At 43.1% G+C, this 25,504-nt stretch carries 20 protein-coding genes; 3 read left to right on the top strand and 17 right to left on the bottom strand.

What is annotated here, in order from left to right; translation table 11 throughout:
• Nucleotide 1 precedes the first annotated feature (1 nt).
• Together ACZ42C_RS10405 and ACZ42C_RS10410 are read right to left on the bottom strand one after the other, a co-directional pair.
• The gene (locus ACZ42C_RS10405; RefSeq protein WP_461180363.1) at nt 2-283 is read right to left on the bottom strand and encodes a PTS sugar transporter subunit IIB; all 282 of its coding nucleotides are present in this window, start codon (nt 281-283) and stop codon (nt 2-4) included.
• Nucleotides 280-2,325 carry a BglG family transcription antiterminator gene (locus tag ACZ42C_RS10410; RefSeq protein WP_461180362.1) on the bottom strand — a complete coding sequence of 682 codons (2,046 nt, stop codon included), beginning with the start codon at nt 2,323-2,325 and terminating at the stop codon, nt 280-282. The genes ACZ42C_RS10405 and ACZ42C_RS10410 overlap by 4 nt, the downstream gene beginning before the upstream one ends.
• A 152-nt stretch (nt 2,326-2,477) precedes the next feature.
• On the opposite strand from ACZ42C_RS10410, the gene ACZ42C_RS10415 reads away from it, so the two are divergent.
• Together ACZ42C_RS10415 and ACZ42C_RS10420 are read left to right on the top strand one after the other, a co-directional pair.
• Nucleotides 2,478-3,362, top strand: coding sequence for an HAD family hydrolase (locus ACZ42C_RS10415; protein ID WP_461180361.1), 885 nt, complete (start codon nt 2,478-2,480; stop codon nt 3,360-3,362).
• 332 nt (nt 3,363-3,694) lie between these two features.
• On the top strand, nt 3,695-4,336 hold the full coding sequence (locus ACZ42C_RS10420; RefSeq protein WP_461180360.1) for a DUF6198 family protein: 642 nt from the start codon (nt 3,695-3,697) through the stop codon (nt 4,334-4,336).
• A gap of 181 nt (nt 4,337-4,517) precedes the next feature.
• Here the strand turns inward: ACZ42C_RS10420 and ACZ42C_RS10425 are convergent, their stop codons facing one another.
• From ACZ42C_RS10425 to ACZ42C_RS10470, 10 genes are all read right to left on the bottom strand, one after another.
• On the bottom strand, nt 4,518-5,786 hold the full coding sequence (locus tag ACZ42C_RS10425; RefSeq protein WP_461180359.1) for a TRAP transporter large permease: 1,269 nt from the start codon (nt 5,784-5,786) through the stop codon (nt 4,518-4,520).
• Nucleotides 5,783-6,280: a TRAP transporter small permease gene (locus tag ACZ42C_RS10430; protein ID WP_461180358.1), complete on the bottom strand. Its 498-nt coding sequence runs from the start codon at nt 6,278-6,280 to the stop codon at nt 5,783-5,785. The genes ACZ42C_RS10425 and ACZ42C_RS10430 overlap by 4 nt, the downstream gene beginning before the upstream one ends.
• An 80-nt stretch (nt 6,281-6,360) precedes the next feature.
• The gene (locus ACZ42C_RS10435) at nt 6,361-7,407 is read right to left on the bottom strand and encodes a DctP family TRAP transporter solute-binding subunit (RefSeq protein WP_461180357.1); all 1,047 of its coding nucleotides are present in this window, start codon (nt 7,405-7,407) and stop codon (nt 6,361-6,363) included.
• A gap of 154 nt (nt 7,408-7,561) precedes the next feature.
• The gene (locus ACZ42C_RS10440; RefSeq protein WP_461180356.1) at nt 7,562-8,833 is read right to left on the bottom strand and encodes a peptidase; all 1,272 of its coding nucleotides are present in this window, start codon (nt 8,831-8,833) and stop codon (nt 7,562-7,564) included.
• Between the two features lie 577 nt (nt 8,834-9,410).
• Entirely contained in the window at nt 9,411-11,099 is a 1,689-nt protein-coding gene (locus ACZ42C_RS10445) for a thiamine pyrophosphate-binding protein (RefSeq protein ID WP_461180355.1), read from the bottom strand.
• Between the two features lie 126 nt (nt 11,100-11,225).
• Nucleotides 11,226-12,224 carry a TAXI family TRAP transporter solute-binding subunit gene (locus ACZ42C_RS10450; protein ID WP_461180354.1) on the bottom strand — a complete coding sequence of 333 codons (999 nt, stop codon included), beginning with the start codon at nt 12,222-12,224 and terminating at the stop codon, nt 11,226-11,228.
• Nucleotides 12,225-12,910: 686 nt separating this feature from the next.
• Complete coding sequence (locus tag ACZ42C_RS10455) at nt 12,911-13,195, bottom strand: hypothetical protein (RefSeq protein ID WP_461180353.1); 285 nt, start codon at nt 13,193-13,195, stop codon at nt 12,911-12,913.
• Between the two features lie 349 nt (nt 13,196-13,544).
• Entirely contained in the window at nt 13,545-14,651 is a 1,107-nt protein-coding gene (gene menC, locus ACZ42C_RS10460) for an o-succinylbenzoate synthase (RefSeq protein ID WP_461180406.1), read from the bottom strand.
• A gap of 268 nt (nt 14,652-14,919) precedes the next feature.
• Complete coding sequence (locus tag ACZ42C_RS10465; RefSeq protein WP_461180352.1) at nt 14,920-15,639, bottom strand: DUF6320 domain-containing protein; 720 nt, start codon at nt 15,637-15,639, stop codon at nt 14,920-14,922.
• 2 nt (nt 15,640-15,641) lie between these two features.
• A complete protein-coding gene (locus ACZ42C_RS10470) occupies nt 15,642-16,907 on the bottom strand; it encodes an alcohol acetyltransferase (RefSeq protein ID WP_461180351.1) in 1,266 nt (421 codons plus the stop codon).
• A gap of 233 nt (nt 16,908-17,140) precedes the next feature.
• Between ACZ42C_RS10470 and ACZ42C_RS10475 the strand changes: the two genes are divergently transcribed.
• Entirely contained in the window at nt 17,141-18,100 is a 960-nt protein-coding gene (locus ACZ42C_RS10475) for an alpha/beta hydrolase (protein ID WP_461180350.1), read from the top strand.
• A gap of 103 nt (nt 18,101-18,203) precedes the next feature.
• Here ACZ42C_RS10475 and ACZ42C_RS10480 read toward each other — a convergent pair whose 3' ends face one another.
• The 5 genes from ACZ42C_RS10480 to ACZ42C_RS10500 form a co-directional block, all read right to left on the bottom strand.
• Complete coding sequence (locus tag ACZ42C_RS10480) at nt 18,204-19,544, bottom strand: sodium/glutamate symporter (RefSeq protein ID WP_461180349.1); 1,341 nt, start codon at nt 19,542-19,544, stop codon at nt 18,204-18,206.
• A gap of 356 nt (nt 19,545-19,900) precedes the next feature.
• Nucleotides 19,901-20,632 carry a glucosamine-6-phosphate deaminase gene (gene nagB / locus ACZ42C_RS10485; protein WP_461180348.1) on the bottom strand — a complete coding sequence of 244 codons (732 nt, stop codon included), beginning with the start codon at nt 20,630-20,632 and terminating at the stop codon, nt 19,901-19,903.
• A gap of 1 nt (nt 20,633) precedes the next feature.
• Nucleotides 20,634-21,809 carry an N-acetylglucosamine-6-phosphate deacetylase gene (nagA, locus tag ACZ42C_RS10490; RefSeq protein ID WP_461180405.1) on the bottom strand — a complete coding sequence of 392 codons (1,176 nt, stop codon included), beginning with the start codon at nt 21,807-21,809 and terminating at the stop codon, nt 20,634-20,636.
• Nucleotides 21,810-22,109: 300 nt separating this feature from the next.
• Nucleotides 22,110-24,539, bottom strand: a complete 2,430-nt coding sequence (locus tag ACZ42C_RS10495) for a sialidase domain-containing protein (protein WP_461180347.1) — start codon at nt 24,537-24,539, stop codon at nt 22,110-22,112.
• A 24-nt stretch (nt 24,540-24,563) separates the two neighbouring features.
• Entirely contained in the window at nt 24,564-25,478 is a 915-nt protein-coding gene (locus ACZ42C_RS10500; RefSeq protein WP_461180346.1) for an ROK family protein, read from the bottom strand.
• Between the last annotated feature and the right edge of the window lie 26 nt (nt 25,479-25,504).

Here is a 25,504-nt window from a genome sequence, read left to right on the forward strand (position 1 = left end):
ATTAGATCATATTTTTTTCTTTCATTAAATTGGTTACTTTTTCTCTTAACTCATCCATATCGATAATGTTGTCCAAAACAACCACTTCACCTAAATGGGATCCTCCATCTGCAATATCCTTGGCAAGGAAAAAAACATCGGCATCTCCCGGACCAACTGAACTTAAGTCCGCATGTTCCACTTCCACACCAGTTACACCCAATTCTTTCAATACGTTTTTAATATTCATTTCAACCATAAAACTTGTTCCCAACCCATGTCCGCATACTGTCATTATTTTCATTCTTCTTCTCCTTTTTGAATAAGTTTTATTACTTCAGCAGCTGTATCCGCTTGTTTCAGTGGTTCAAGCTGACTGTCATCTGCCAGAATTTTAGTTAAACTGGATAATGCTTTAAGATGTGCCTCATTATCAATGGCTGCAATACAAATAAAAATATCGATAGCATGTTCTTCTTTGTCCAGAAGACGTACGGGTTTCTTCGTTCGTAAAAAAGACATCCCAATCTGATTCACACCTGATTCCGGCCTTGCGTGGGGAATGGCAATTCCTTTCCCTATATGAATATACGCGCCCATCTCTTCTACATTGTTAATCATGGCATCAACATAGCTCTGTTCAATTTTGCCAGTGTCCAAGAGTGGGGACGATGCTTGAGAAATGGCATCTTTCCAATTTACATCCGCATCCGTAAATTGAATCATTTCTTCTGTTAGTAGTTCTGATAACATTGGTGAAAATCTCCCTTTTTCTGTGTTTTTAAAATACAGCAGATGAACAAGCTCGGAAAACAATTTTTCTTCCTCTTGGATATCCGCATACTTTGCAACCACTTCCATTAGCCTGTCCACGGAAATATTTTTGACATTTAATCCCGGAAAATCGGATGCCACCTGTTGAACGAGATAATTTTTTTCCACCTGGGAAAGCAGGGGTTTCACAACATAAAACGGTTTTTCTGTTGCTGGTGACTCCACTGTTGAAAAAACCATATCGTACCGGCTTGGAGAAACTCCGGATAACTCGGATAAGGAGTGTATACTTGAAAACTCTATGTCGGAAAACATCTGACTTAATTGAGCCTTCAACATCATGGATGAACTGATTCCATTCGAACAAACAATTAAGGCTCGAAGCTTTTCCGTGCTTTTTCGTTTGTCTTCCGTTAAATGTCCACCAAAGTGAAGTGTAAAATAACCAACTTCCTCATCACTGATCATTCTGCCCGTCCACATCGCTAAAGGAGCTAACGCCTGACGGACGAATTCAAATAAATCCTTATATTCATCCTGGATTCTATCCTTCAACGGATTCACCAGAGGAATGCCAAAAGAAATACGATAGAATGCCGGTACCAAATGGTTGTATAAACTCTTCTTCAAAGCGGATTTGTTTTCCATCGGCAGCAAAGTCACTTTTTCAAACTCAGCAATGATTCGCTCTGCCAGCCCATGAAGGGTAGGATTTTCAGTTGTATCAATTTCCTGTAGCGAAACGAGAAGCTGCAGTGTCACATAATACGCTTCCTCATTCGATCCCTCGGGAAATAATTGGGATGCCAACGCTTTCCCTGCATGAAACACACTTTGCCTTTCAATGATATTCTTTTCATATTCTTTAAAAGACAAATCATTTTTTGGCGTTCGGACGCGCAAGAAGGCAAGCCGTATAATCATTTCGCTTTTTCTACTTTTCACAAGTTCCATGTGATGCTGCCTTACGATTTCATCGACAATACGGTTCGTATGCACGACTTCATTTTCGTATCCCCAACTTTTTAAAATAAGAATAAGTATCTCTTTGCCGAGCGGCTGGGAAACTAAGGTGTCACTGCAGTAGGCAGCAAGTCTCCTCTTGTCCAATTCAGTTCCGTTAATGTGATAACCATCTGCCCTGGAGTAAGCCCATTCCAGGTTCCATTTCCTGCAGAGCTCCTTAACATGTTTGACATCTGCCAAGGCTGTATTTTTGCTTACCCGCAGTAAAAATTGATAGTGATAATTAGATACAGTCTCCTTGCGAATGAAAGTATAAAGATAGATGGCAAATACTCTGTCCTGCTCCGAAATAATGAACATATCTGAATCAACATTGGCCAGGAGTCCTGAGTTTGTAATGCCTTTCAATTCTTCAGCAACAGAAAACAGATTGTTTTTCAACATGACTTCCGGAAGTTCCAGTTGTTGCAGAAATCCATTAACCTTTTCCAAATCATAGTTAAGCTGACGCTCAGTTAAATTCAGCTTTCGCATTACCTCTGATTTGGTAATAGGATGAGTAGAAGTGATTTCTTTAAATAAAATATAGGAGCGTTGGTCCAACAAGTTATCCCCTCCACTTCCTAATTTAATTGTATATTGTACCTATTACCTGTTCAACGACATTTGAACCCAATCTTTGTATCCGTATTCACAACACGAATTGTGCCCGTAGTTTCCCCAAAAAATATCAGATATATCCTATAATGAAGTTAGTGTTGAATACTTATATTACGGAAGAAAGGCTGATTTTAGGAATGGACGTAAAAGCAATTGCACTGGATATGGACGGAACATTACTCGATCCTCATGGCATCATTGATGAGAAACTTATTCATCTACTAAATAATTTGCAGCAAAGAGGCATTAAAATATTTATTGCTACCGGTCGCACGCAAAAAGAAATTACTGATGTTTTTCCGAGTCATTTGAAGCCGGATGGCTATATTGCAGCAAATGGAATGGGTGCCTATACCGGGCAAAAACAACTGGCACAATTTTCATTGGAAGAACCCCTTCTGAAGAAAGTAATTGCAGCAGCCCGGGCGGAAAATATCTATTATGAAGTTCATCCTTTGGAAGGGTCGCGCTATGCGTTAGCAGAGGACAAAGATTACTTTACCGGGGAACTGCAGAAGGAAATGCCAAAGACACTACTTGAAAATGAATTATATTCAAGACGGAATGCCATCGGCGAAAAAATCGACTGGGTCAATGAATTAACGTACAACAATGTGGTGAAGGTATATTTTTTCAGTGCAGATACCGGGAAAATTAATGCGTGGAAAAAACAGCTGGAAGACCTGAAAAGGGAAACGGCATTCACTACTTCATCTTCTTCTCTCCATAATGTGGAAATAATGGTATCCGGTGTTTCCAAGGGAACCGGCATCAAACTGCTACTTGAAGAATATGGGATAAGTAAGGATAACCTGCTCGTTGTCGGAGACGGGGAAAATGATTTATCGATGTTTGAAATAGCAGGACATGCAGTAGCCATGAAAAACGCCGAAGAAAGCATTCAGGCCCAGGCAAATGAAGTAACCGAATACAGCTACGAACACCACGGCCTGTATCACTATTTGAATAAGACATTTGGTTGAGCTACCATGTTTGGGGGTCAGACCCCTCAATTCTGAATATTCTTTTAGTCGGCGCTTAACTCGGGGTCTGACCCCTCAATTCTGAATTTTCTTGATACGTGGTGCTGGTTTTGTTTCTTCTATGATCTATGTTACTTTATTCATTGTATTCTATCGGGAAAAGTGCCGGGAATTTACAGGCGCCTGTCCTGAGCAAATTCCCTTTTTTCCCGGCCCATTTCTAGTATACTGATTTTAACCTAATAGAATGACAAGCCTTAAATAATTAGTTGCAACAACGCGGAAGTGAACCAACTCACGCGCTTTTTTATTTACACGATTCGGAGGTTTCTATGCACATACGCACGCAAAACAGTTTATGGTTTATCCTTTCCATTACATTAAATGCTTTAGGAAACAGCTTTATGGTCATCTCTAATCTGGGAAGCGCGCCCTGGACTTCCGCCGGGGAAAATCTCGTTTTCATATTGCCGCTTACGATCGGCATCTGTATTTTTATTTTGCATTCTTTTGCCCTTTTCCTTGCCTATTTAATGAAAGAAAAAGTAACCCCAGGGGTGGTTATCAAAAGTATAACGCTTGCCTTTGCTTTTGGCATATTGCTTGATTTGTTTCTATATATCCATGAAATGGTATTTGTGCCGGGTGATATGATATCCCGATTTATTTATTTAATGATCGGACTGAATCTCATCGCCATTGCCATATGTATTTATTTCCAATCCAGCTCTATTTATTTGCCATCCGACTTCCTGTTGAAGGCGTTTGGAAAACGAATGAAAAACTATACCATGGCCAATATACTCTATACATCCATCCCGATTTCGATCGGACTGATGATCATCCTGTACCGGAGCAAAATCGTCGGCATCGGCCCCGGCACCATCCTGTTTATGCTCGGCATCGGATTTTTAATCGACCTGTACAGCCGCTGGATCATCATCCCCAAAGCACCCGACAGATCCTATGTGTAGCATCGATGACACACATAGGATCTGCAAAGGGGTCTGACCCCCCAATTGCAAACATTCAATCTTCTGTCGGTTTCAACGGGGGTCTGACCCCTCAATTCTAAATCTTCACACCACTGCCGCTTTTAATGGGGTCTGACCCCTCAATTCCGAATTTTCAAACATAGGCTGCCTTTCTACGTCTTTATTCCACCCACATGGTCAGTGGTGGGAAGTAAACGACGATTAATAGGGCGAGCAGCATGACGGCCAGGATGGGGATCATAGCTTTGGCGATGGATTCAAACGGTACTTTTCCGACCGTGGAAGCGACAAAGAGATTTACCCCCAGCGGCGGAGTGACAAAGCCGATGGCCAGGTTCATGACGAGGATGACGCCGAAATGGATCGGGTCTATCCCAATATTCGTTACGATCGGCAGCAATATCGGTGTCAAAATCACAATAGCCGAAATCGTATCAATAAACATCCCTACAATAATGAGGAATAAGTTAATGATCAAAATGATAATCAGCGGATTTTCCGATATACCGACAATGAAATCCGCAATAATCGAAGGAATTCTTTCCCTTGTCATTAAAAAAGCAAAGGAAATGGAAAACCCGATAATAATGACCGTAGCCGCATTCGTAATCGCAGCCGAAGAAAAACTTTCATACACGGACTTCCAATTTAACTCCTTATATACAAACACTCCAATGATCAAAGCATACACAGCAGCCACTGCCGCCGATTCCGTCGGGGAAAAGATCCCTGCATAGATCCCGCCCAAGATAATTACCGGCGTCAAGAGCGCCAGCTTGGCATCATTCAATGCTTTCAACACATCTTTAAATGTCGGTACCTTGTCTGTTCCTTTAAATCCATTCTTTTTTGCAATAATAAAGGAAACAACCATTAAAGCCAATCCTAAAATAATCCCCGGTATAATCCCGGCCAAAAACATCGACCCGATTGAAACAGTACCGACCACCCCATACATAACAAAAGGAATGCTTGGCGGAATTAACACACCAATGGACCCGGCCGATGCCGTAATGGCCGCTGCAAAACCACTGTCATATTTCTGCTCTCGCATCGACGGAATCATAAAAGACCCAATCGCCGCAACTGTCGCAGGCCCCGAACCCGAAATGGCGGCAAAAAACATGCTTGCCAGCACCGTAACCATCGCCAGTCCACCGGTAATAAAACCAATCAGGACGGTGGCCAAATGGAGTAACCGCCTCGAAATTCCGCCATGGCTCATTAAGACTCCCGTTAAAATAAAAAACGGAATGGCCATCAGCGGGAAGCTGTCCAACGATGTAAAAGCCTGCTGAATGATCACACTTGGAGAAGATTCCGTGGCAAAAACCATCGTTGCCAATGAAGCCAACCCCAAAGACAGCGCAATAGGCACGCCAATAAACATCAGCAGAAAAAACATACCGAATAAAATAGCTACTGTCATTGCCTTTCCTCCTCGGAGAAAGCATCGTTATTTGTAAATATAAAATAAAACTGCTGAATTAAACGGAGCATCATTAAAGCGCCCCCAATCGGAATCGCTAAATACGGAATCCACATAGGTATCTGAAGAGACGGACTCGTTTGGCCGCTCGTTAAAATATCCAAAACATATCTGCTTCCCTCATAGGCCAAAAATGCTGCAAATACAAACCAGCTGAGCAATGCCAATATATGTAAGAACCGTTGTATGACAGGAGGGAATAATTTGATGAACACGTCCACCCGAATATGGGATTGCAGCCGAATGGCCAGACTGGCACCAATCCAGATTTGCCAAACATGCAGATATTGCGCCAGTTCAGATCCCCAGCTGATGGAAAATCCGAAAAAATAGCGGAAAATGGATTGAAAGAACATGATGAGCACCATAAGCGCCATCGTCAAAACGAGGATAAATTCCTCCATCCGTTTATCCAGTAATGTTTTTACGTCCATTGTCTTCTCCTTATCTATGAAAAATTTTCCACAAAGAGGGAATTGCTGCCCCTCCCTGTGGAATTTTATTTTAATAAGATTTATTGAGAATAGGAGCGTGTCAAATCCATTAATTCCGTACCAATGACTTCTTCATATTGATCAAAAATCGGTTCTGCCGCTTCGATAAATGCATCTACCTGCTCCGAGGAAAGCTCGTTAATTTCCATATGCTCCTCAATCACTTCCAGACCCTCTTCATCCTGCTGCCGCGCCATTTCCCTCTGATAGTCCATCGATTCCAGGGCAGCCTCTTTTACCATATCCTGAAAATCCTCCGGCAGCCCGTCAAAAAAATCACCATTCATAAACCCAACGGTAGCCGTATACGCATGATTGGAAATCGTTAAATACTCCTGAACTTCATAAAATTTCATCTGATCAATGAGATTTAACGGATTTTCCATTCCATCATAAATATTCTGCTGCAGCGCACTGTACAGTTCACCGAATGCGAAAGGAGAAGCGTTAGCCCCGTATTCCGTAAACGTATCAATATGCACTTCATTTTCCATCGTTCGGAGGGCTACTCCCTGTAAATCTTCCGGTGATTCTATTGGCGTACTGCTCGTGGATAATTGCCGCATGCCCGTTTCTCCATAGGCCAGGCCAACCAACCCAATCTCAGGTAGACCATCCAGCAGTGTCTGGCCAAGTTCCCCGTCCAGTGCTTCATACGCTGTTTCATGATCCGGGAAAATAAATGGCAAATCCAGTGCTAAAAATCGTTCATCAAATCCGGCAACCGGCGCAGAGGCAGCAACCGTCATCTCTATGTTCCCAACCTGGGTCGCTTCAATTGCCTCACGTTCCGAAGCGTATAATTGACCACTCGGATACAATTCCACAACTACTTCACCTTCTGTTCTTTCCTCCACCAATTCTTTGAATCTCTCCATTCCCAAATGCGTTGCCCCTGTTTCAGGCGTAGTATAAGTCACACCAATCGTATATTCCCCTGAGCCTGAAGCTCCTGTTTCACCTTCATCGTCCTCGTCAACGGCTTCATTGGTGGTTTCCCCCAATGTACAGCCGGCTATGAAAATCATCATTAAAATAAACCCTGTCATGATCAGAAATTTCTTCACGATAAACTCTCCCTTTGAAAAATATTCATTGAATGGTACTTGTTTTCAGCCAGGTGTGCTTTTCAGCAGCTGCTGCAACTCTAAAAATCTATGCATTGGTTGGTGGACGTTTTCATACATGCTTCCTTTCCACCTGCTGCTGTAACTTTACATTTTATGCATTGGATGGCTCACACCAGTCTATCATGGCTAAAGCGATGATTTCGGCTGTCTTAAACAGCTTGTCCAGTTCGACATATTCATCCACATAATGCGCCATGTTGGTTGTACCTGGGCCGAATATAATAGAAGGAATGCCCCCTGCCTGCGTGAGCAGACCTCCATCCGTACCCCAGGCGGATCCGGCCAGCACAGGCTCTTTTTTCTCCACGGCATAATAGTTCTGCTGCAGGATTTCCAGCATCGGATGGTCCATATCACATCCGCCGGGCGGCAGATGCACCCCGCCCCACTCGACCGTTGCCGGGTGATCCGCAAACCAATCGTCCACCTCTTTTAATCCATCGAGCATTGCCTTAAATTTTTCTTTCGCTTCTTCTATCGTTTCTCCCGGCGCCACCCCATAGCGGCCTTTAATCGTAGCTTTATCCGCTACAGACGAAGGAAAGTACCCACCGTTAAATTCGCCGATATTGATAGGTATCGGAATCGGGTTATCTTTGTAGAGAGGATCCTTTCGCAACGGCGCATTCCGGGCTTCCTCCAATTTCATGATCTCCTGAAAGACAAGCCAGCCTTTTTCCAGTGCACTGACGCCCTCATATCTTGTGCCTCCATGGGCAGCGATCCCCTTTACATGGACTTCAAACCATAAGGATCCCTGCTGCTTCGGAAAAATCCGCATCTCACTCGGTTCGGGGATAATCGCGACATCCGCTTTATAACCCTTTTGAATCGCCGCCAGCGTTCCAGCTCCCCCGGTTTCTTCTTCAATAACGCTTTCATAAATAACGTCGCCCTTCAGCTTAATGCCCAGGTCAACAATAGTTTCCAATGCGATTAACGCCGCTATATTTCCTCCCTTCATATCCGTGGTCCCCCGGCCGTATAACTTCCCGTCCTTTACTTCCCCGGAGAATGGATCCGCTGTCCATTTTGCTTTGTCCCCGGCAGGAACGACATCAATATGGCCATTTAAAATCAAGGAGCGCCCATTGTTCGTTCCTTTCAGTACGCCTGCAACATTCGGACTTCCTTCATAATCTTCCCTGATCGGGTTGAAAAATTTGCTCTTCATAAGCTCGTGGTAATCAGGCGTCCAGACGTCCACCTCCAACCCTTTTGATTTCAATCTTTCCGCAATGATTTTCTGTGCCTGAAGCTCATTTCCTGTAGTACTTGGTTGCTGTACGATTTGCTGAAGTAGATTAATATATTCATTTTGTCGGTTTTTAATATTTTCTTTCACCTTTTCATGGAAAGGCATATAATTCTCCCCCCGCAATGACAGTTGATTATGCAGGCTCATAAACTCTCGCACCATGAAGCCTGCTGTTACGGCAAACACCTTGTAAGAACACAACGAATGCCGGGACCGCCGAGATATAGTTATCCATCTTAAAGGAGATCAACTTATATGTCAACATGAGCGGTCTTTCTCTTCTGAATTTTGAAATATATGTAAAAGCACTTCTTTCTGCACAGTTCAATAGTAAATACCCGAAATAACGATTATTTAAACCTCAATTTGTCTAACAAAAACATAGTATGTATTGAAAATATTAAAATAATACGCATGTTCAACTGCTACTTTGACATTTCCCGGGAAATAATTCGACAGCATATTCCAATTGGGGGGGAGAGAATAAAAAAGGAGGGAACCACTTTAAAGGCAGAAAAATTTGTTCCCTCCCCACTATGATATTAATTCGGGGGCTTCCGGAGAAAATAGGCGTACGCATTCTATTGAATCACGTTTTCTCTAGCCCTTAACAATCTTGAACAATCAGGGGAATCGGATTTTATCGTTGGGACGAACTTTTAGCACCGTCCAAGACTCCCGCTCACACCTTCCTGGGCTCATAATCAGGCACGGCCCCCGGTGTTCCGGCGTACTTTTTGGTTACCGGACCTACGGCGTGCATGTCCACGACAATCAGTGATGGTTTGTCCATGGAAACGGCATCGGAAAATGCACCGGTAAATTCATCTGCGGAATGCACCCGCTTAGCGAAAAATCCCATTCCTTCGCCAATTTTTACAAAATCGGGACTTTCCAGGTCCACCGCCACACGATTCCCGTATGCTGCATCCTGAATGCCTCGCAACACCCCAAACCCTGCATCATCAAATAAAATTACGTTGATTGGAAGTTTTTCCTGCAGTGCTGTAGCCATTTCACCGATATTTAAAAGAAAGCCGCCATCGCCTGCCATTAAAACAACCGACCGGTCTTTCCGGGCCACTTGGGCACCGATCGCCAAAGGCAATCCCTGGCCAATTCCCCCGCCGGCAGTGTAGATCGAGGTACGCGGCACTAATGTATCGATCACACGACTCCCCCATAAATTCGCCGGTACGGTAACATCACGTACCAGCACCCCATCGTCGGGTAAAATCTCACGAATGCTACGCACAAAATGCTGATATGGGCCAAGTGTATCAATTAATTCCCGGCGAACCTGATCGCGAACCTCTTTCACTTCTTTTTCGTACCCTTCTTCCGGGGAATAACCTTTTTCTTCTATATAATGAATCATTTTTTCCAGCACGAGCCTAGCATCCCCCACAATTCCGTGGGTTACAGGATAATTCACATTAAATGCCTGCATGTTTGTGTTAATACTAATATGTTCCTCGGGGACAAAATCATCCCAAAGCGCGGTTTCTGTACTGCGGAATTGCGTACCGACACTGATCATTACATCAGATTTCCGCACAAAATCACGCACCCGCTGATTGGAAGAAAAGTACCCTACACATAAAGGATGATCTTCAGGAATAGAACCTTTTCCGGCCTGACTTGTAATCACAGCTGCTCCGAGCCTTTCAGCCAATTTCTTTATTTCTTCAGAGGCACCGGATTTAATTGCTCCGCCCCCGGCCCAAATTACCGGACGCCGAGCGGCAGCTATTTTTGCCATAACCGGATCAGCTATCACCGATTCGCCTTCATCGCTATCCGGTTTCGCCCCTTTTATTTCGACAATCTCACTGTCCGGAATAATGGCTGTCTGAAAATCAATCGGAATTTCCAGCGTAATCGGCCCCGTAGGCGCTTCGAATGATTTATCAATAGCTTTTCGCATAACCGACACCGCCTGTTCCGGCTTTCGGAGACGGTATGCTTTTTTGCCTGCCCCTTCCATCATGGAAAGCTGGTCCTTCGCTTCATGAATATAATGTCTCCCCTGATTAATATACGGGCTTTCAATTTCGCCTGTAATATGTAGAAGCGGGGTCCCCGCACTCCAGGCTTCGACAAGTGACCCTGCACCGTTGCCCGCTCCGGTACCAGTGCTTGTAATAACCACGCCTAGTTTGCCGCTGGCTCGGTTATACCCATCAGCCATATTTACTGCACCGCTTTCTCCGCGTGCAGTAATTAATTGTATATTTCCATTCCGTGAAATAGCATCATAGATCGGTAGATTATGAATGCTGACAATACCAAATGCTACTTCCACTCCTTGTCTTACCAGCTCTTTTACAACAGCATCTGCGACAGTAAATTCTTTTGCAGTAATTGCCAATTTAACATCGTCCTCCTCCCCACAGCCTCTTTACAGCAAAGTATAAAGAGGCCGTGGTTTATCCAAGATTTTTGCAACAGTTTCTCAGGAGAGATTTTAATCACTGTGCATACTTAAAATCAAAGCTTAATCCAACACACCAATTTCTTCATAATACCTTTCCGCCCCCGGATTAATTTTCCCTACATTATTTTCTATGGAGTATGCTGCATCAAAATCATCCATGATAGTGGATATATCTTTCCAGCGATCTTTATCCTCAAACAGCATTTTCGTCAATTCATATACCGCCTCTTCATCCAGCAGATCATCATTCACCAATAAGGATGTATACGGCGCAATGGTATTCATACTGTCGTCCAGAAAATCATAGTCATCCGTCGTAAATTCATGGGGAATATACCCTTCATTCAGCTCCTGCAACTGATCTACGGTCTCCTCCCCCAACGGAATCAGGCGAATGCCGACCGTACTGGCCAATTCCTGGAAAACAGCATTCGGCACACCGCCAATTGTCGCAATAGCATCAATATGCCTGTCCCTTAACAGATCCGCACCATCGGAAGTTCCCACATACTCCACTCTGTCAATATCGTCATAACTCATGCCGTGCACTTCCAAAATATCTATAAAAGCCAGCTCCGACCCATACCCCTTCACACCGGGACTCACAATTTTTCCTGCTAAATCTTCAATGGTATATATATCCGAATCCTCTCTCACCACAATATGCATGGCAGTAGGATATAAGGTTGCAATCGTACTTACGTTTTCTATTTTTTCATCAAATGGAGCTGTACCTTCCCTGGCAGCATGAATCATCGGTCCCGAACTGAAGGCGATTTCAAAAGTTCCATCAGCCATCCCGGCCAAGTTGGAAATGGAACCTCCCTCGATAACCGTAGCAGTGGTGCCAGGATAAACTTCATCCAATTGCTCTCCCATGGATGCCGCCAGTGTGTACCAGAACCCGCCGATCGTGGACGCGCCAATTCTCAGATCACCGGGCACGGCCGCTCCACCGCTTGCACTTGTCGATCCGTCTTCCGTGCTTGCATCCTCCCCGCATGCACTTAATAGAATGATGATTAAAATAAAAACACAAATCCTCTGCAGTTTTTTCATGAAATCAATCCTTTCTGATGTGAAATAATTAGGTTTGGTATTAACTGACTTGTTTCATTCCTAATATTCAGGAATAACTTTTCGCTCTGCATCCTTACATTTTCACCACCGCCCATATGTAATAAATTCTTGTATGTTGTCCTTTCTCTCATGCCTCACAACTATATGTGGCATAAAAACAGAGAAAGGGTAATAACAGGAATAGAAATAAAGCGCTTTCAATTATTCCGTATTTTAAATTGATCATTCCGGAAATAAAAAACCAGCTACATATACCCGGACTCTCTTTGACGAATCCTGTACATGTAACTGGTTTTAATCCAAGTCCTGCTCTGTTTCTCCAACAGAGTCATTTAGATTAAGCAGTTTAAAGAAATTATTGTATTATCTGAATTTATTATTGATAAAAGTTTAGCACATGGGCTTACTTTATACAATAATTAACTTCAAACACCCATCAAAATGATAGAAAAGTACCACATGAGCTGCGGATGAAGTGGCTTATCTACTGCAAAAGACGCGTTACAATAGATGGAATAAAATAAACAGAAAATTCACAATTGAGGGGTCAGACCCCATCCCTTTCTCGACAATTTATGACAAAAACCGGGGAGTGACAGGCGCCCACTAAAATCGAAAAAAATAAGCCTGCTCCACGCACGCTCAGTTTACTTTTTACTACATGGCTATATTTGCTGTTGTAATAAAGAAATATCTGCTTTTGCATCCAATAATTCAGCAGAAAGACGCCCGATCTTCTCATCTACTTTACGGATGTCATGTTTCAACTCTTTTCTCATTTCTTTCATTTCTGTTTCTATATTCGTCACTCTGTCTTCTATGTTTGTCACTCTGTCTTCTATATTTGTAACCCGTTTCTCAGTGCTGTCAACTGTTTCTTTTATGTCATTCACACTTGCAGCCAGTTCATTAATCGCTAAAAATATATCATTGTTGGATATCTCAGCCAATAGTCTCCCTCCCCACGACCTTTTCATATATTTTACCATGGTGATGGTGCGTCCACAACCGAACATACTGTGAAATTCAAGCATCTCCGTACCAGTGAAAAATGGGAAATATTGTAACCCAATCTATCCCTATTTTAGAGATAAAGTATCTCAGCCGGATGTTTGACATTACCTGCAGCCAATGCCTATTGCAAATAAATAGACAATTTATGACAAAAACCGGGGAGTGACAGGCACCCACTAACCAAGTCTATTCGGTGGGACGAGCATTTAGCGCAGTCCAAGGCACTCTCCCTCCGTACCCGCTCAGTCCCAGACACCAAAACCCTAACGAAGGTAAAATCTACAATTAAAAATCAAATCTCATTTTCTCCACGCGATAATTGGCCAGTGCTTTTTCATCCAATTCATAACCAATACCCGGCTGGTCCGGGACAGCAATGACCCCATTTTTCACCGTCACCTCAGGCGTAATAATATCTTTTTCCCAATAGCGTGAAGAACCCGCCGTATCTCCCGGCATCGTAAATTGAGAAAGCGTCGTCAATGCAATATTATGCGCACGGCCTACACCTGCTTCCAGCATTCCGCCGCACCACACATCTATGTCATGCTCCTTGCATAAGTCATGTATTCGCTTTGACTCCGTGAGACCACCCACTCGTCCGATTTTTAAATTAATCACTTTACAGCTGCCAAGTTCAATGGCTTTCCTAGCATCTTCCAAAGAGTGAATACTCTCATCCAGGCAAATTGGCGTGTGCATGACTTCCTGCAGCCTGGCATGGTCGACAATATCATCATGTGCCAAAGGCTGTTCGATCATCATTAAATTCAAGTCGTCAAGCTGCTTTAAATGCTCTACATCATCTAACGTGTACGCAGAATTGGCATCCGCCATGATCGGCGTATCCGGAAATTGTTTCCGTACTTGCCTAAGGACGTCCACGTCAAATCCGGGTTTTATTTTGATTTTAATTCGCTTGTATCCTTCCTGTACGTAATAATCAATTGTCTTAAGCAGTTCCTCCAAGGGTTGAATGCCAATACTGATCCCAACATCCACTACCTTCTTTGTCCCGCCCAATGCTTTGGCCAGCGGAATATTTTCCCTTTTGGCATACAGATCCCATATGGCTCCTTCCAAAGCTGATTTAGCCATATTATTCCGTTTAATCGGCGAGAATAGCGTAGAAACCTCTTCCGGATGTTTGATCTCGTTTTCCTTTAAAATCGGAATTAAAAAATCCTCCATCATATGAAAGTTCGTTTTAACCGTTTCTTCAGTGTACCATGGGCTGGTAAAAGCCACAGACTCGCCATAACCACGATGTCCTCGGTCATCGACAGCTTCTGTGATAAAAAACTCCTTATCCTGCAAGGTGCCAAAACTGGTAACAAATGGATTCTTTAAACGCATTTTCAGTTTATGCAATGTAATATGTCTAATTGGTATCTTCACGGCTTCTTATCTCCTTTTTATCTGTTTAAAAAAAATAATAATAGCATGTTCCATCCTCATGATGATGTATCACATCTGTGGCCACATATCCGTTGGAAAATAAGTTCTTTTTGCGGTTAATATTTCGAACATTCGGAATTGAGGGGTCTGACCCCATCTCGCACAGACCCCATCTCGCACAGCAACAAAAAACGACAAGTTCTGACAAAAACCGGGAAGTGACAGGCACCCCCCTCACAGGGAAGTGACAGGCACCCCCCCCTCACAAATGAAATTTCCTTGCGATTTTCTGTTTGATCCGCTCAGGCAGGAGGTATTTTACAGCGAGCATGATGAAGAGCACCGGGATTAATTGCAGCACGGTCACCATGATCCAGCTCCATAGGTTTGTTTCATGTTGATAACTTTGAATGAAAAAGTTGATCCACATGGCGAGAATAACTAGCGCGATAAAAAGCGAACCGATGACATTAAAGCCGCGAACCGATAATGCCCGGATGACACTCCAGTAACCGACAGCCATCACCGTGACCCCGGTAACAATTGGAAAAGCCAGCGGCATAAACCAGTCCAGCCTGCCATCAAACATATCCAATCCAAATAATAAAACAAGCGCATTCAAGCCAATACCAATAATTACCTTATAATAACTTTGCACATAACCGAATGAAAAGAACAACAGCACCCAGCCGGCGAAAACACTTAAATTGCTGTACCTTGACCAGGTGAACCTGTCATTCATCAGATAATCAATATAAAACATCAGGCAAACAGCCACAAATACCAATAACGTAATAAAAATAAAAATTCGATTCAATACCCTTCTCGTGTATGCAGGATACGGGTTTGCCGTTTTAGGGAATTTTCTCGTCCGCACTCTTTCCGTATCATCTTCACTCACTTTGGGAATCGGAAAGCTGCAAAGCGGACATGGCCGATCATCGCCTTCCACCCGTACCCCACACTTCGGACAATAAGCCATCTTCACATCTCCTCGTCATTTGTTTCGATCGTCACTTCCATACCCAGCCGCCGTATCCTCCTGAAAAACTCCCGCTCCAGCATACGGTCCCTGGATAAATTTCCAAATGAAATATACATATGGTCTTTGTAAGTTGTAATCATGGCCTTCACTTTATTTCCAATACTGGGTGGCGGATAACATTCTACTCTTTCAATAAAATTTTCCGTTTCTTCCGGCATACGAATAACGCCAAGGTTCGATAAACCGCTCGTATATTGCCCTTCCCCGAAAAAAGAATAGATCGAAGGAGCAACGATATCCTTGATCGGCGACGGCATGAGCCGCAGCGCAAGTGATTTTTCCCCCATCACACTTCGCTTAATATACTGACTTAACTTTTTTGGCGTTACTAAACGGCTGAACTCAATTTTCAGCTCCTGAATGATTTCTTCAAATGTGTATGTCCCAAGTCTTGCATCAATTGAAGGGGTAATACTTACAAAAAAATTACGCATCGTATCACTCTCAAAGAAGGAGCGCATATTCACCGGCACATTAATGACAATCGGCCGCTTTCTGACTGCTGTCTTTTCCTGAATTTTTAACAGGCTCTCGATATAAACAGCCGTAAGAAAAATGCTGATCGAGACATCGTACTCCCTCGCCTTTTCTTTTAACTCCCTGACATTGATCATCCCGGTAACAATATGATAATGTCCCTTTTTATCCAATGGAAGCGGTAATTTGAATGATTTTCCCATACGCGTTCGCGGCGCGGGGATATCTTTATTAAAGTACTTTCTGAAAGCATTCTCTGTTTCTGATAAAAGCTGTTCCTCACTTACCGTTTCCTGTTTAATCGGAACAGCTTCCTTCAAATGTATGTATTGCCGGATAAGCTCACTTAAAAACCGAAGCCCTCCCGTACCATCTGTTAAGCTATGGGATAGCTCCAGCGCAATCCGGTTGTTAAAATAATAGACCCGATACGGAAAGGATCCGCGTTTTTTAATCGATAAACTGATACACGGATGATACTTTTCTTTTTCCACTTCCGGTGTCCAGTCGGTTCCTTCAAAATAATACCAAAAGAAACCCTGCTTTAATTGCACCTTAAAAAAGGGGAAACGTTCCAATGTAACTTCCAGGGCACGCTGCAGGTAATCTGGATGAACAGGAGAAGTCAATGTCGCAGAAAGCCGAAATAACGTAGTCGCACGTGAAGATATAATAGATGAATACAGCTTCCCGGCATTATCCAGTGGATACCAAGAATTATCTCCCATTCCCATCCAGCCCCTTTCATATGATTTCCAGGTTATTGTACCACATTTAAAGCAGGCAAACATAAATACAGCAGATGCTTGTAGATATTTAGCGAAAAGGGGGTCAGACCCCTCAATTCAAAACATTCAGAATTGTGGGGTCTGACCCCATATAAAAGTGCACTCGTTATCCGGTGATATTAGTGTTAGAATGAAGATATGGATTTTAATTCAAATGGGCGGGAGAAAATGTAATGCACACAGGGGACAGATATGAAAAGGAAAGTGTAAAGAGCAAGAGCTTCAAGCTGTTGCTGAAAGCGAGCAGAAGCAAACAATTCTGGGAAAAGTCAGGAGAAGACCTGATCAAAGCCATTGAAATAAGAAGAATGGTGAGTGACGAACCACCTAAAAAATTACTTCAAAAAATGAAAATCAAAAAGGGAGAATTCAACGGCCATTATTATTATGAGCTGCAGCCAAACCAGCAAAATGACAACAAACCCATTTTTTATATACACGGTGGCGCCTATGTCTACCGTATTTCAAGACTGCACTGGAATTTCCTGGGCAGATTAGCCGACGAATTAAATTGTACCATCATCGTTCCACTGTACCCTTTGGCCCCGGAGCACACGTATGAGCATACACTTCCGTTTATCTATGATTTGTATATGGAGCAGATGAACAAGCTGAAACATCCGGAAAACATGATTTTAATGGGCGATTCAGCCGGTGGCGGACTGGCACTCGTACTGGCGCAATTACTAAAGGAAAAACAACTGGAGCAGCCCGAACAAATCATTCTCATCTCTCCCTGGCTGGATCTGTCTCTAACCAACCCTGAAATTACTCCAATAGAAAAACATGATCCCTTTCTTGTCAGGACCGGACTGATGGAAGCGGGTAAAATGTATGCCGGCACGACGGATACAACACATCCGAAAGTCAGCCCGCTATATGGAGAATTACATGGGCTTGCGAAAATCACCATGTTTATGGGTTCCCATGATATATTAGCAGCCGACGCCAGGAAATTTGTCACTATGGCAAAAGAACAGGGAGTTTCTGTGGATTATATGGAAGCTCCCAAAATGGTGCATATTTATCCCATTTACAACTTCCCCGAATCAAGAAATGCATTGAAGCAGATTGTAGAGAAGATAGATGGAGAAAAGGGGTCAGACCCCTCAATTCACAACATTCAGAATTGAGGGGTCTGACCCCAAACTTCGACATGATATGACAAATTCCGGGGAGTGACAAGTCTTTTCGATGGGACGAGCATTTAGCGCAGTCCCAGGCACTCCCATCTTCCTAAGTCGTTTTACGCTGACGATTAATCCAGTTCTTTTGCCTGAATAGGATAAGAAGGGTCGCACACACCAGGACGGTGAAGATCGTGTACGTCCAGCCAAATCCGCTCATCAGAATGCCCGGTAAAATAGCAAGTGTCACTACTTCAAATGGCATTATCCCGAGATAGGCCACGCCATAATCCGTCAAGGCACCACTCCGGTGGTTGGGATCAACCATCTTAAGCAGCGCCACTCCCATCGCCACCGTTCCCGTTGTATAGCCCCAGTTGAACACCGCATTTTCAAACCAATGGGACTGAAACGTGCGTGCAGCCAGCAAACGGAAGGTCAGGTAGGCAGCAGCGATTCCGATGGAAAATAAAATTAGCAGTAATACAACATAATCTGCAACGACGGTTAAATTGATCGAAGCAATACCGAAAATCACAATCAGGTCCGTGGCAGTACCGCTTATCCGGTCCATAATCCGCTTATCCACATACTCGGAACCGCCTGTCGTTTTCAGCCCAAACTGAACAAGAAGTCCTGCGATAATCGCCATACTGAACAGTGGTACCGACAATCCTGTAAAAACAGACTCAAGACCGTTTTGGATTCCGTAAGCCAATAAAATCGCAATTCCGATGATACCGGCATGAGCAAGGAGAGGGTCAACCGCATTCGGCGAGAACGTGACATCTCCCATCGGTAATCTTTTTCGGCTTGGCACCAACCCGGTACGCAATTCATTCGGCAAATCCTTAAACCCGGTAATATAATTCGTTTCATTTTTCTCAGCGCCACGCTTAATAATCATCATTCCGCCTAATATAGCTACAACCATTCCAATGGTTGCGGCCGTATAACCAATATCCGTTGCTTCCTGCCATCCTAAAGCTGCAAAAGCCTCCCCGATGGCTGCCGCCGAACCATGTCCGCCAAAAAATCCGACACCAAGCATCATTCCCACTCCGGCCGGAGCACCCATTACCGGTGTCAGGAAAGTCTGCGTCACAATCAGCCCGATGGCATAAAAAAGCATGAGTGCAAATACACCATAAAACCAAACACTACGAACCCTGCTGGACTGTTCCCGGAAATCCGCCCTTGCCGCTCCAATGGGGATCGCAGCAAAGACCACCGCAATCAGTAACGACGGATACGTCCCCAGCCAATCAGAGAACGGGAGAATATCAAAAGCACTCGGCCCAAGGATCAGCAAAAGGATCCCGGCGATAAAACTGGCAGGCATAAACGTTTTTTGTATCAGAGGCACTTTTGCCTTTAATATGATTCCGATCACAAGCGCAATGGACATGATACCGAAATCGACCATCATATCCCAAATTGTAATATCCATGATGAATCCCCCTTTTCCTATGATGCTTCTCTATTACTTTCTGTTATGATTGGATTCATTACTTACTTGTCCACTATTTCTATTGTATATCAATCTCTTTTATTAAAAGTTAAATATAAAGTTCAGCAGGGGCGCGCAGCGGGGTATAATGCATGCCAGCGTAAGTTTTTCTACCAAAGCTATACTTTAATATAACCCTCCACCCAAAGCAACCCATTAAGAAAAAATGCTAAAAATTACATTATTCAAGCGGGGGTCAGACCCCGCAATTCAAAATATTCGGAATTGAGGGGTCTGACCCCCCCAAAAAAAACAGACCAAGTGTGGCAATACTTGGTCCATCTACAAAAATTCCCTTATTCTTCTGCAATACTTAATGCCTCTTCATCTGCAATAATTGTTACTTTTCCATGTTTCTGTAAGATAGATGCTGGAAACGCAGCAGAAACTTCTCCTTTTTTCAATTGATCGAGAGGCTTTGCCTTGTTCCTGCCGGATACAAGTAAAAGAATCTCCTTACTTTCCATTATGGTTTCAATTCCCATGGTGATTGCTTTTTCAGGAACGTCATCCACCGAGTTAAAAAACCTGGAATTTGCCTGTCTCGTAGATGCATCTAAATCCACTACATGCGTTCTGCTCGTGAAAGGAGTTCCCGGTTCGTTAAAACCTATATGACCATTTACTCCCAACCCCAAGACTTGAACATCAATGTGACCAGCCAGGCGAATCTGTTTCTCATAATTCATGCATTCTTCTTGCAAATTTTCAACATCACCACTTGGAATATGGAGCCGATCCACAGAAACATCAATATGCCTGAACAGCTTCTCATTCATAAAATGATAATAACTATTCGGATGGTCTTTTGCCAATCCTACATATTCATCAAGATTAAAGGTTGAAACATTTTCAAAGGAAATTTTGCCTCGTCGATAATTGTCTATGAGCCTTTGATATAACCCTTCCGGCGTAGATCCTGTTGCCAAACCGAGCACAGGATTTTCCAGCTTCTTCACCTTTTCTATGATAAATTCACTTGCCTTCTCACTTAATTCCTCATAATCTTTCACACGTATAATTTCCATTTTATTCTCCTTTGTATGCAATTACTCCACGACAAAAGGTATATTTTATATTCAATTCATCATCTACCAATAGAATATCCGCATCTTTTCCTGCTGAAATGCTTCCTTTTTGATCATATATCCCAATTTGCTTGGCTGGATTAACAGCAGTCATTTCCACTATATTTTTTAACCCTACACCGTCCAACTGCAACATTCGCTTTGCTGCATCCTTCATTTTCAAAATACTTCCCGCTAACGTTCCATCCGCTAATACAGCCTGTTTTTCCGTCACGTTGACCGGCTGGCCTCCCAGCTTATATTGTCCGGCCGGCAACCCTTTCGCTCGCATGGAATCAGTAATCAATATTAATCGCTCACTGCCCATATTGTTATAAATTAACTGCAGCATGTCAGGAGAAACATGAATGCCGTCTGCGATCAATTCAGCTCGCAATTCCTTCAATTGAAATGCCGCTCCTACTGCCCCAATATCCCGATGATGGATGCCATTCATTGCATTACATAGATGTGTTAATTGACGCACGCCTTCACTGACAGCTTTTTTCATTCCCTCATAATTCACATTCGTATGTCCCGCTGAAACATTCATACCGGAGGCTGCTAATTCGTTAATAAATACTCCCTCTTCATCATGTTCAGGTGCAAGTGTAATCGTCTTAATCTGATTTCCTGCAAGAGATTGCCACTTTTTAAACTGTTCCAGATCCGGTTTCACGATATATGAAACAGGTTGTGCTCCGGCTTTTTCCTTTTCCACATAGGGGCCTTCCAAATGGATACCGATCAATTCTGCCTGCCCTTGCTTACTCTCGTAGTCCGCAGCATTTATTAATGCTTTTTCAATATTTTCAGCTGACTGTGTAATCGTTGTTGCCAAAAAGCTTGTCGTACCCTCCTGTGGCAAAGCGGACGCAATTTTGTCCAAATCCTCTTCTCTGCCATCCATCATATCCGCTCCATCTGCCCCATGAATGTGTCCGTCAATAAACCCGGGAATCGCATGAAGGTTCATCCCATCGATAATCTGTGTTCCTTCCGGTAAATCACTCGGTTCGCCAGCAGACACCCCCGTTATTTTACTGTTTTCCATTAAAATCGAACCATTCGGGAGGATCTCCTCTTCTAAAAAAATGTTTACGTTTTTTATCAAAGTTTGGCTGGTCCTGCTCAAAATTTACCCACCTCCCTACGTACAAAGAGAACCCCTTAATACAATTTACTCGCAGTATTTTCAGTGATCTCCATTTTTACTTTCTCGGCTTCTTCGTAATTTTTTATCGTTAGTCCCGTACAAATTAAGTCGATTAAAAACAATTGTGTTATTTTAGATACGAGTGAACCGCTGTCCAAGGGACTTTCTTTTGCAGATGTAAGCAATTTGAAAATAAAAGCCGAATGGATAGAAGAAAAAGAGGTAAAACCATTTAGTTTTACCTCATATTATTGTCCTGCAGAGTTTTACTTTACCCCTTACTTAAGGGCGGCCGTTACCACTATCTCTTACTCTAATTATATCAGTTAATTGGTTATCATTTTCGTTAGCGGATAGACTTTCTCCATATACATTGTAAATGTTTAGACCCGAATCAAACATGGCATGAATATCATGGGTTCCAGGAGATAACGCAGGTACTTCCGCTTCAAAAATAAAGTAATTGTGTCCTGTTTGGTCCACAAGATCGAAGGAAACATTATAACCTCCAATATTGGCTTTCAAACGCTTCTCCCCGATCAACATCACATAATCTTCAAAAGCAACCTCTATTTGTATCGTTTCCCCTGGACGATATACGGGAGGAGGCGACTGTATCACTTCCATGAAATCTACTTTCGGAGTTGGTTTTTCTACCTCCCTATTCCATTTAAGAAATTCGGTATTGAACTTGATAAAGTCCATTTCTGTGTTGGGAGTACCTTCGTAAAACAGGCCAATCTCTCCATTTGGAATATTTGTCAAGCTCGAGTATCCGTAATGTCCGCTTTTCACCAACTGCTCATATTTCCAGTCAAATGAGTAGTTGGTATGGCCATGCTCGTCCACACCATCCTCTTGAATAAGTCCTACCCTTACTGTTCCATTGATTCGATCAGTAGGATGATTCGCGCTGGAGAAGATAACAGCATCTTTTCCATCAATTTTCCCATCATACAGAATCGCCGACATCTGACTGTATGGAGCAACCAAGCCCTCTTCCGTTACCACCTCAGAATGCCAGGTTTCTCCACCATCCACACTTGTTGCAATTTGTGCGTGTCCTGAATAATTCCGCATAAATAGCTTCAGCTGGCCATCCGGCATTTCCACGACTTGAGCTTCCGTAATCTCATGAGCCTGCTCGGTAAAATCTTTTTCATTAATGGTCTCTCCATCTCCTACATGTCTTCCCTCGTTAGGAGACTCTCCGCGATGCCATGTTTCTCCGTTATCATCACTGTATATCACCGCACTGGCCTGCCTGTTATTGTCATTGATAAAATATACAGGGAAAACCAATCTTCCTTCATTTTCCCCTTCTTTCAACTGAACGCCATTGCCCGGCCCTACACCAAGGAACATCATATAATCTTCTTTTACCTGATCATTCAAATCTATGGGACCAGTCCAGTTTTCACCTTCATCGTCACTATAATACAACTCCAAGTAGGAAGTTTTTAATGGTTTCAGCGGAGACGTTCCACTGAAAATATTATCTATTTTATTTCCATTTTCATATAGATCCCGCTTCATATCTACGGTATAATCGGTTACCTCGCCATTTTCATCATACACTTCTCCATCTTCCCGAATTGTATACTGATTGTCATCTTCATCAGTTAAAAACATATAATCTTCGCCTTCAATGGTTGTAAAACCGGTACCTTTTTCCGTATTCGTTCCAAAGCCACCCATTAAACCGGCTCCATCAGGAAAACCGTCTACAACCGCGAAGATTCTTTCATTTTCTGTATCTTCAGTGAAAGCCAAATCAATGTTGGAAGCAGTGTCCGGATAGGCATTTATCAGAATACCTTCATCTTCCCACGTATCACCTTGGTCATGACTCCTGCGCACAGCTGCATGAATATCATTCGGAGAATCCCCGGGCCCTCCAATACGACGATCAATCCCAGCTAAAAGTGTACCATTTTGCGTATAAAACAGGGCAGGAATCCTAAAATTCGGGGAATCCATAAAGCCAGGGTAAAAGATACTTTCAGATTCTGATACAAAAGCATCTTCCGGTAACGGGTTGGTAAGTAATGCATCGGATGCTGTATCAGCAGTTACGTCCTGGAGTTCTTCATCCGTCAGCGGCTTGTTATATATTTCCACAAAGTCAATATCACCGTTAAATTCGTAGTTGTTACCTGATGCCCTGTCTGTCTTTCCGATATATGCACTATTTGGTTCATGAATATGGCTTAAAAATCTGCGTGGCGAATCTGTATCTGCTTTAATTAACTCTCCATCTAAGAAGTACTTATATCCTTCATCTTTATCCATCACCATAGCTGCGGTGAAGACTTCTCCTTCTTCTACGTCCACATGATCGGAAATAACATGGATATTTTCCTTCGGCTCTCCAGGTGCTTCATAACGATTTTCGCTTCCTATTCCAGATGAAGAAATATAGAAGTGGAAATGACCATCAGGAACATTATTATTACTTAATGAAAAAAGAGACATAATCGATGATTCAGTAGGCCGAAATCTAACCACAATGGTACCTTCATCTAATTCTTTTAATTGGTCTACTTCATTTTCCAAGTTTATAAAATTATCATCTGTAATCGTCTCATTTTCAATATGCAGGATTGGATCCATACTTCCAGTCGTTTCTCCCTTTACTGTCTCAGGTGTCCCTGCAAAAGTAAGAATAACCCCAACGAACGCAAATATGAGCAACTTTTTAAAATGTGTCATCAATATCCATTCCTCCTTAAGTTTTTAAAGCCTCTCCCCATTTAAAATTGTTCTCAGCTGATAAACGGCACCCTGCAAGTTAGCATCATTGCCATTTTGTGCCAGTTTTAATTCTAAGGAGTGTTGGAAGGAAGGCATGATTTGAGCATTCACATTTTTTTGCAGTTTTTTGAGTAAATAATCTCCCTGCTCGGAAATACCACCTCCTATAACTATTAAAGGGGGATTAAAAATATGGACCAGTGACTTGATACCCAGTGCAACATCATCAATCCATTTATCAATCAGTAACTCCGATGCCCTGTGACCCTGTTTAGCCTGATTAAACAGGAGGGGCAAAGAGGTACTTCTTTTAAAGTAATTCGCTGCCCGTTGTTCCAAAGCACTGCTGGATGCATATTGCTCATAGCAACCATGATCACCGCAAAGACAGGACTTTCCACCGGGATAGAGTGTCATGTGCCCGAATTCCCCTGCAGAATATCCCGCACCGCTATAAACTTGGCCGTTCATAATAATGGCTCCTCCGATTCCGGTCCCAAGCGTCATACAAAGAAAGTGGTTCATTTCTTTGGCAGCACCCCGCCAATATTCTCCGAGAGCTGCACAATTTACATCATTATCAACGACCACCGGCAGGCCAAGCGCTATTTCCAATTCTTTTTTTATATTCAAACCGGTATAACCGGGGAGGGATTCAGTAGCATGGATCACGCTTCCCTCCTGTTTATTAATTTGACCGGCTGTGCTGATGGCCAGCCCGTTTAGTTTATAATCCGCCTGCAGACGTTTGGCAATTTCTATGACCTGACCGATCACGACCATTCCGCCTTCACTTGCTCTAGTGGCAGTTTTCGATTTATAAAGTATATCGCCTTGTTCGTTCAGCACGCCATATTTAATATTTGTGCCGCCGATGTCAAAAGCACCTGCAATCACCTGCGTCCCCCCCCATTTCACGTTTT

This window comes from Virgibacillus kimchii (assembly GCF_055379185.1).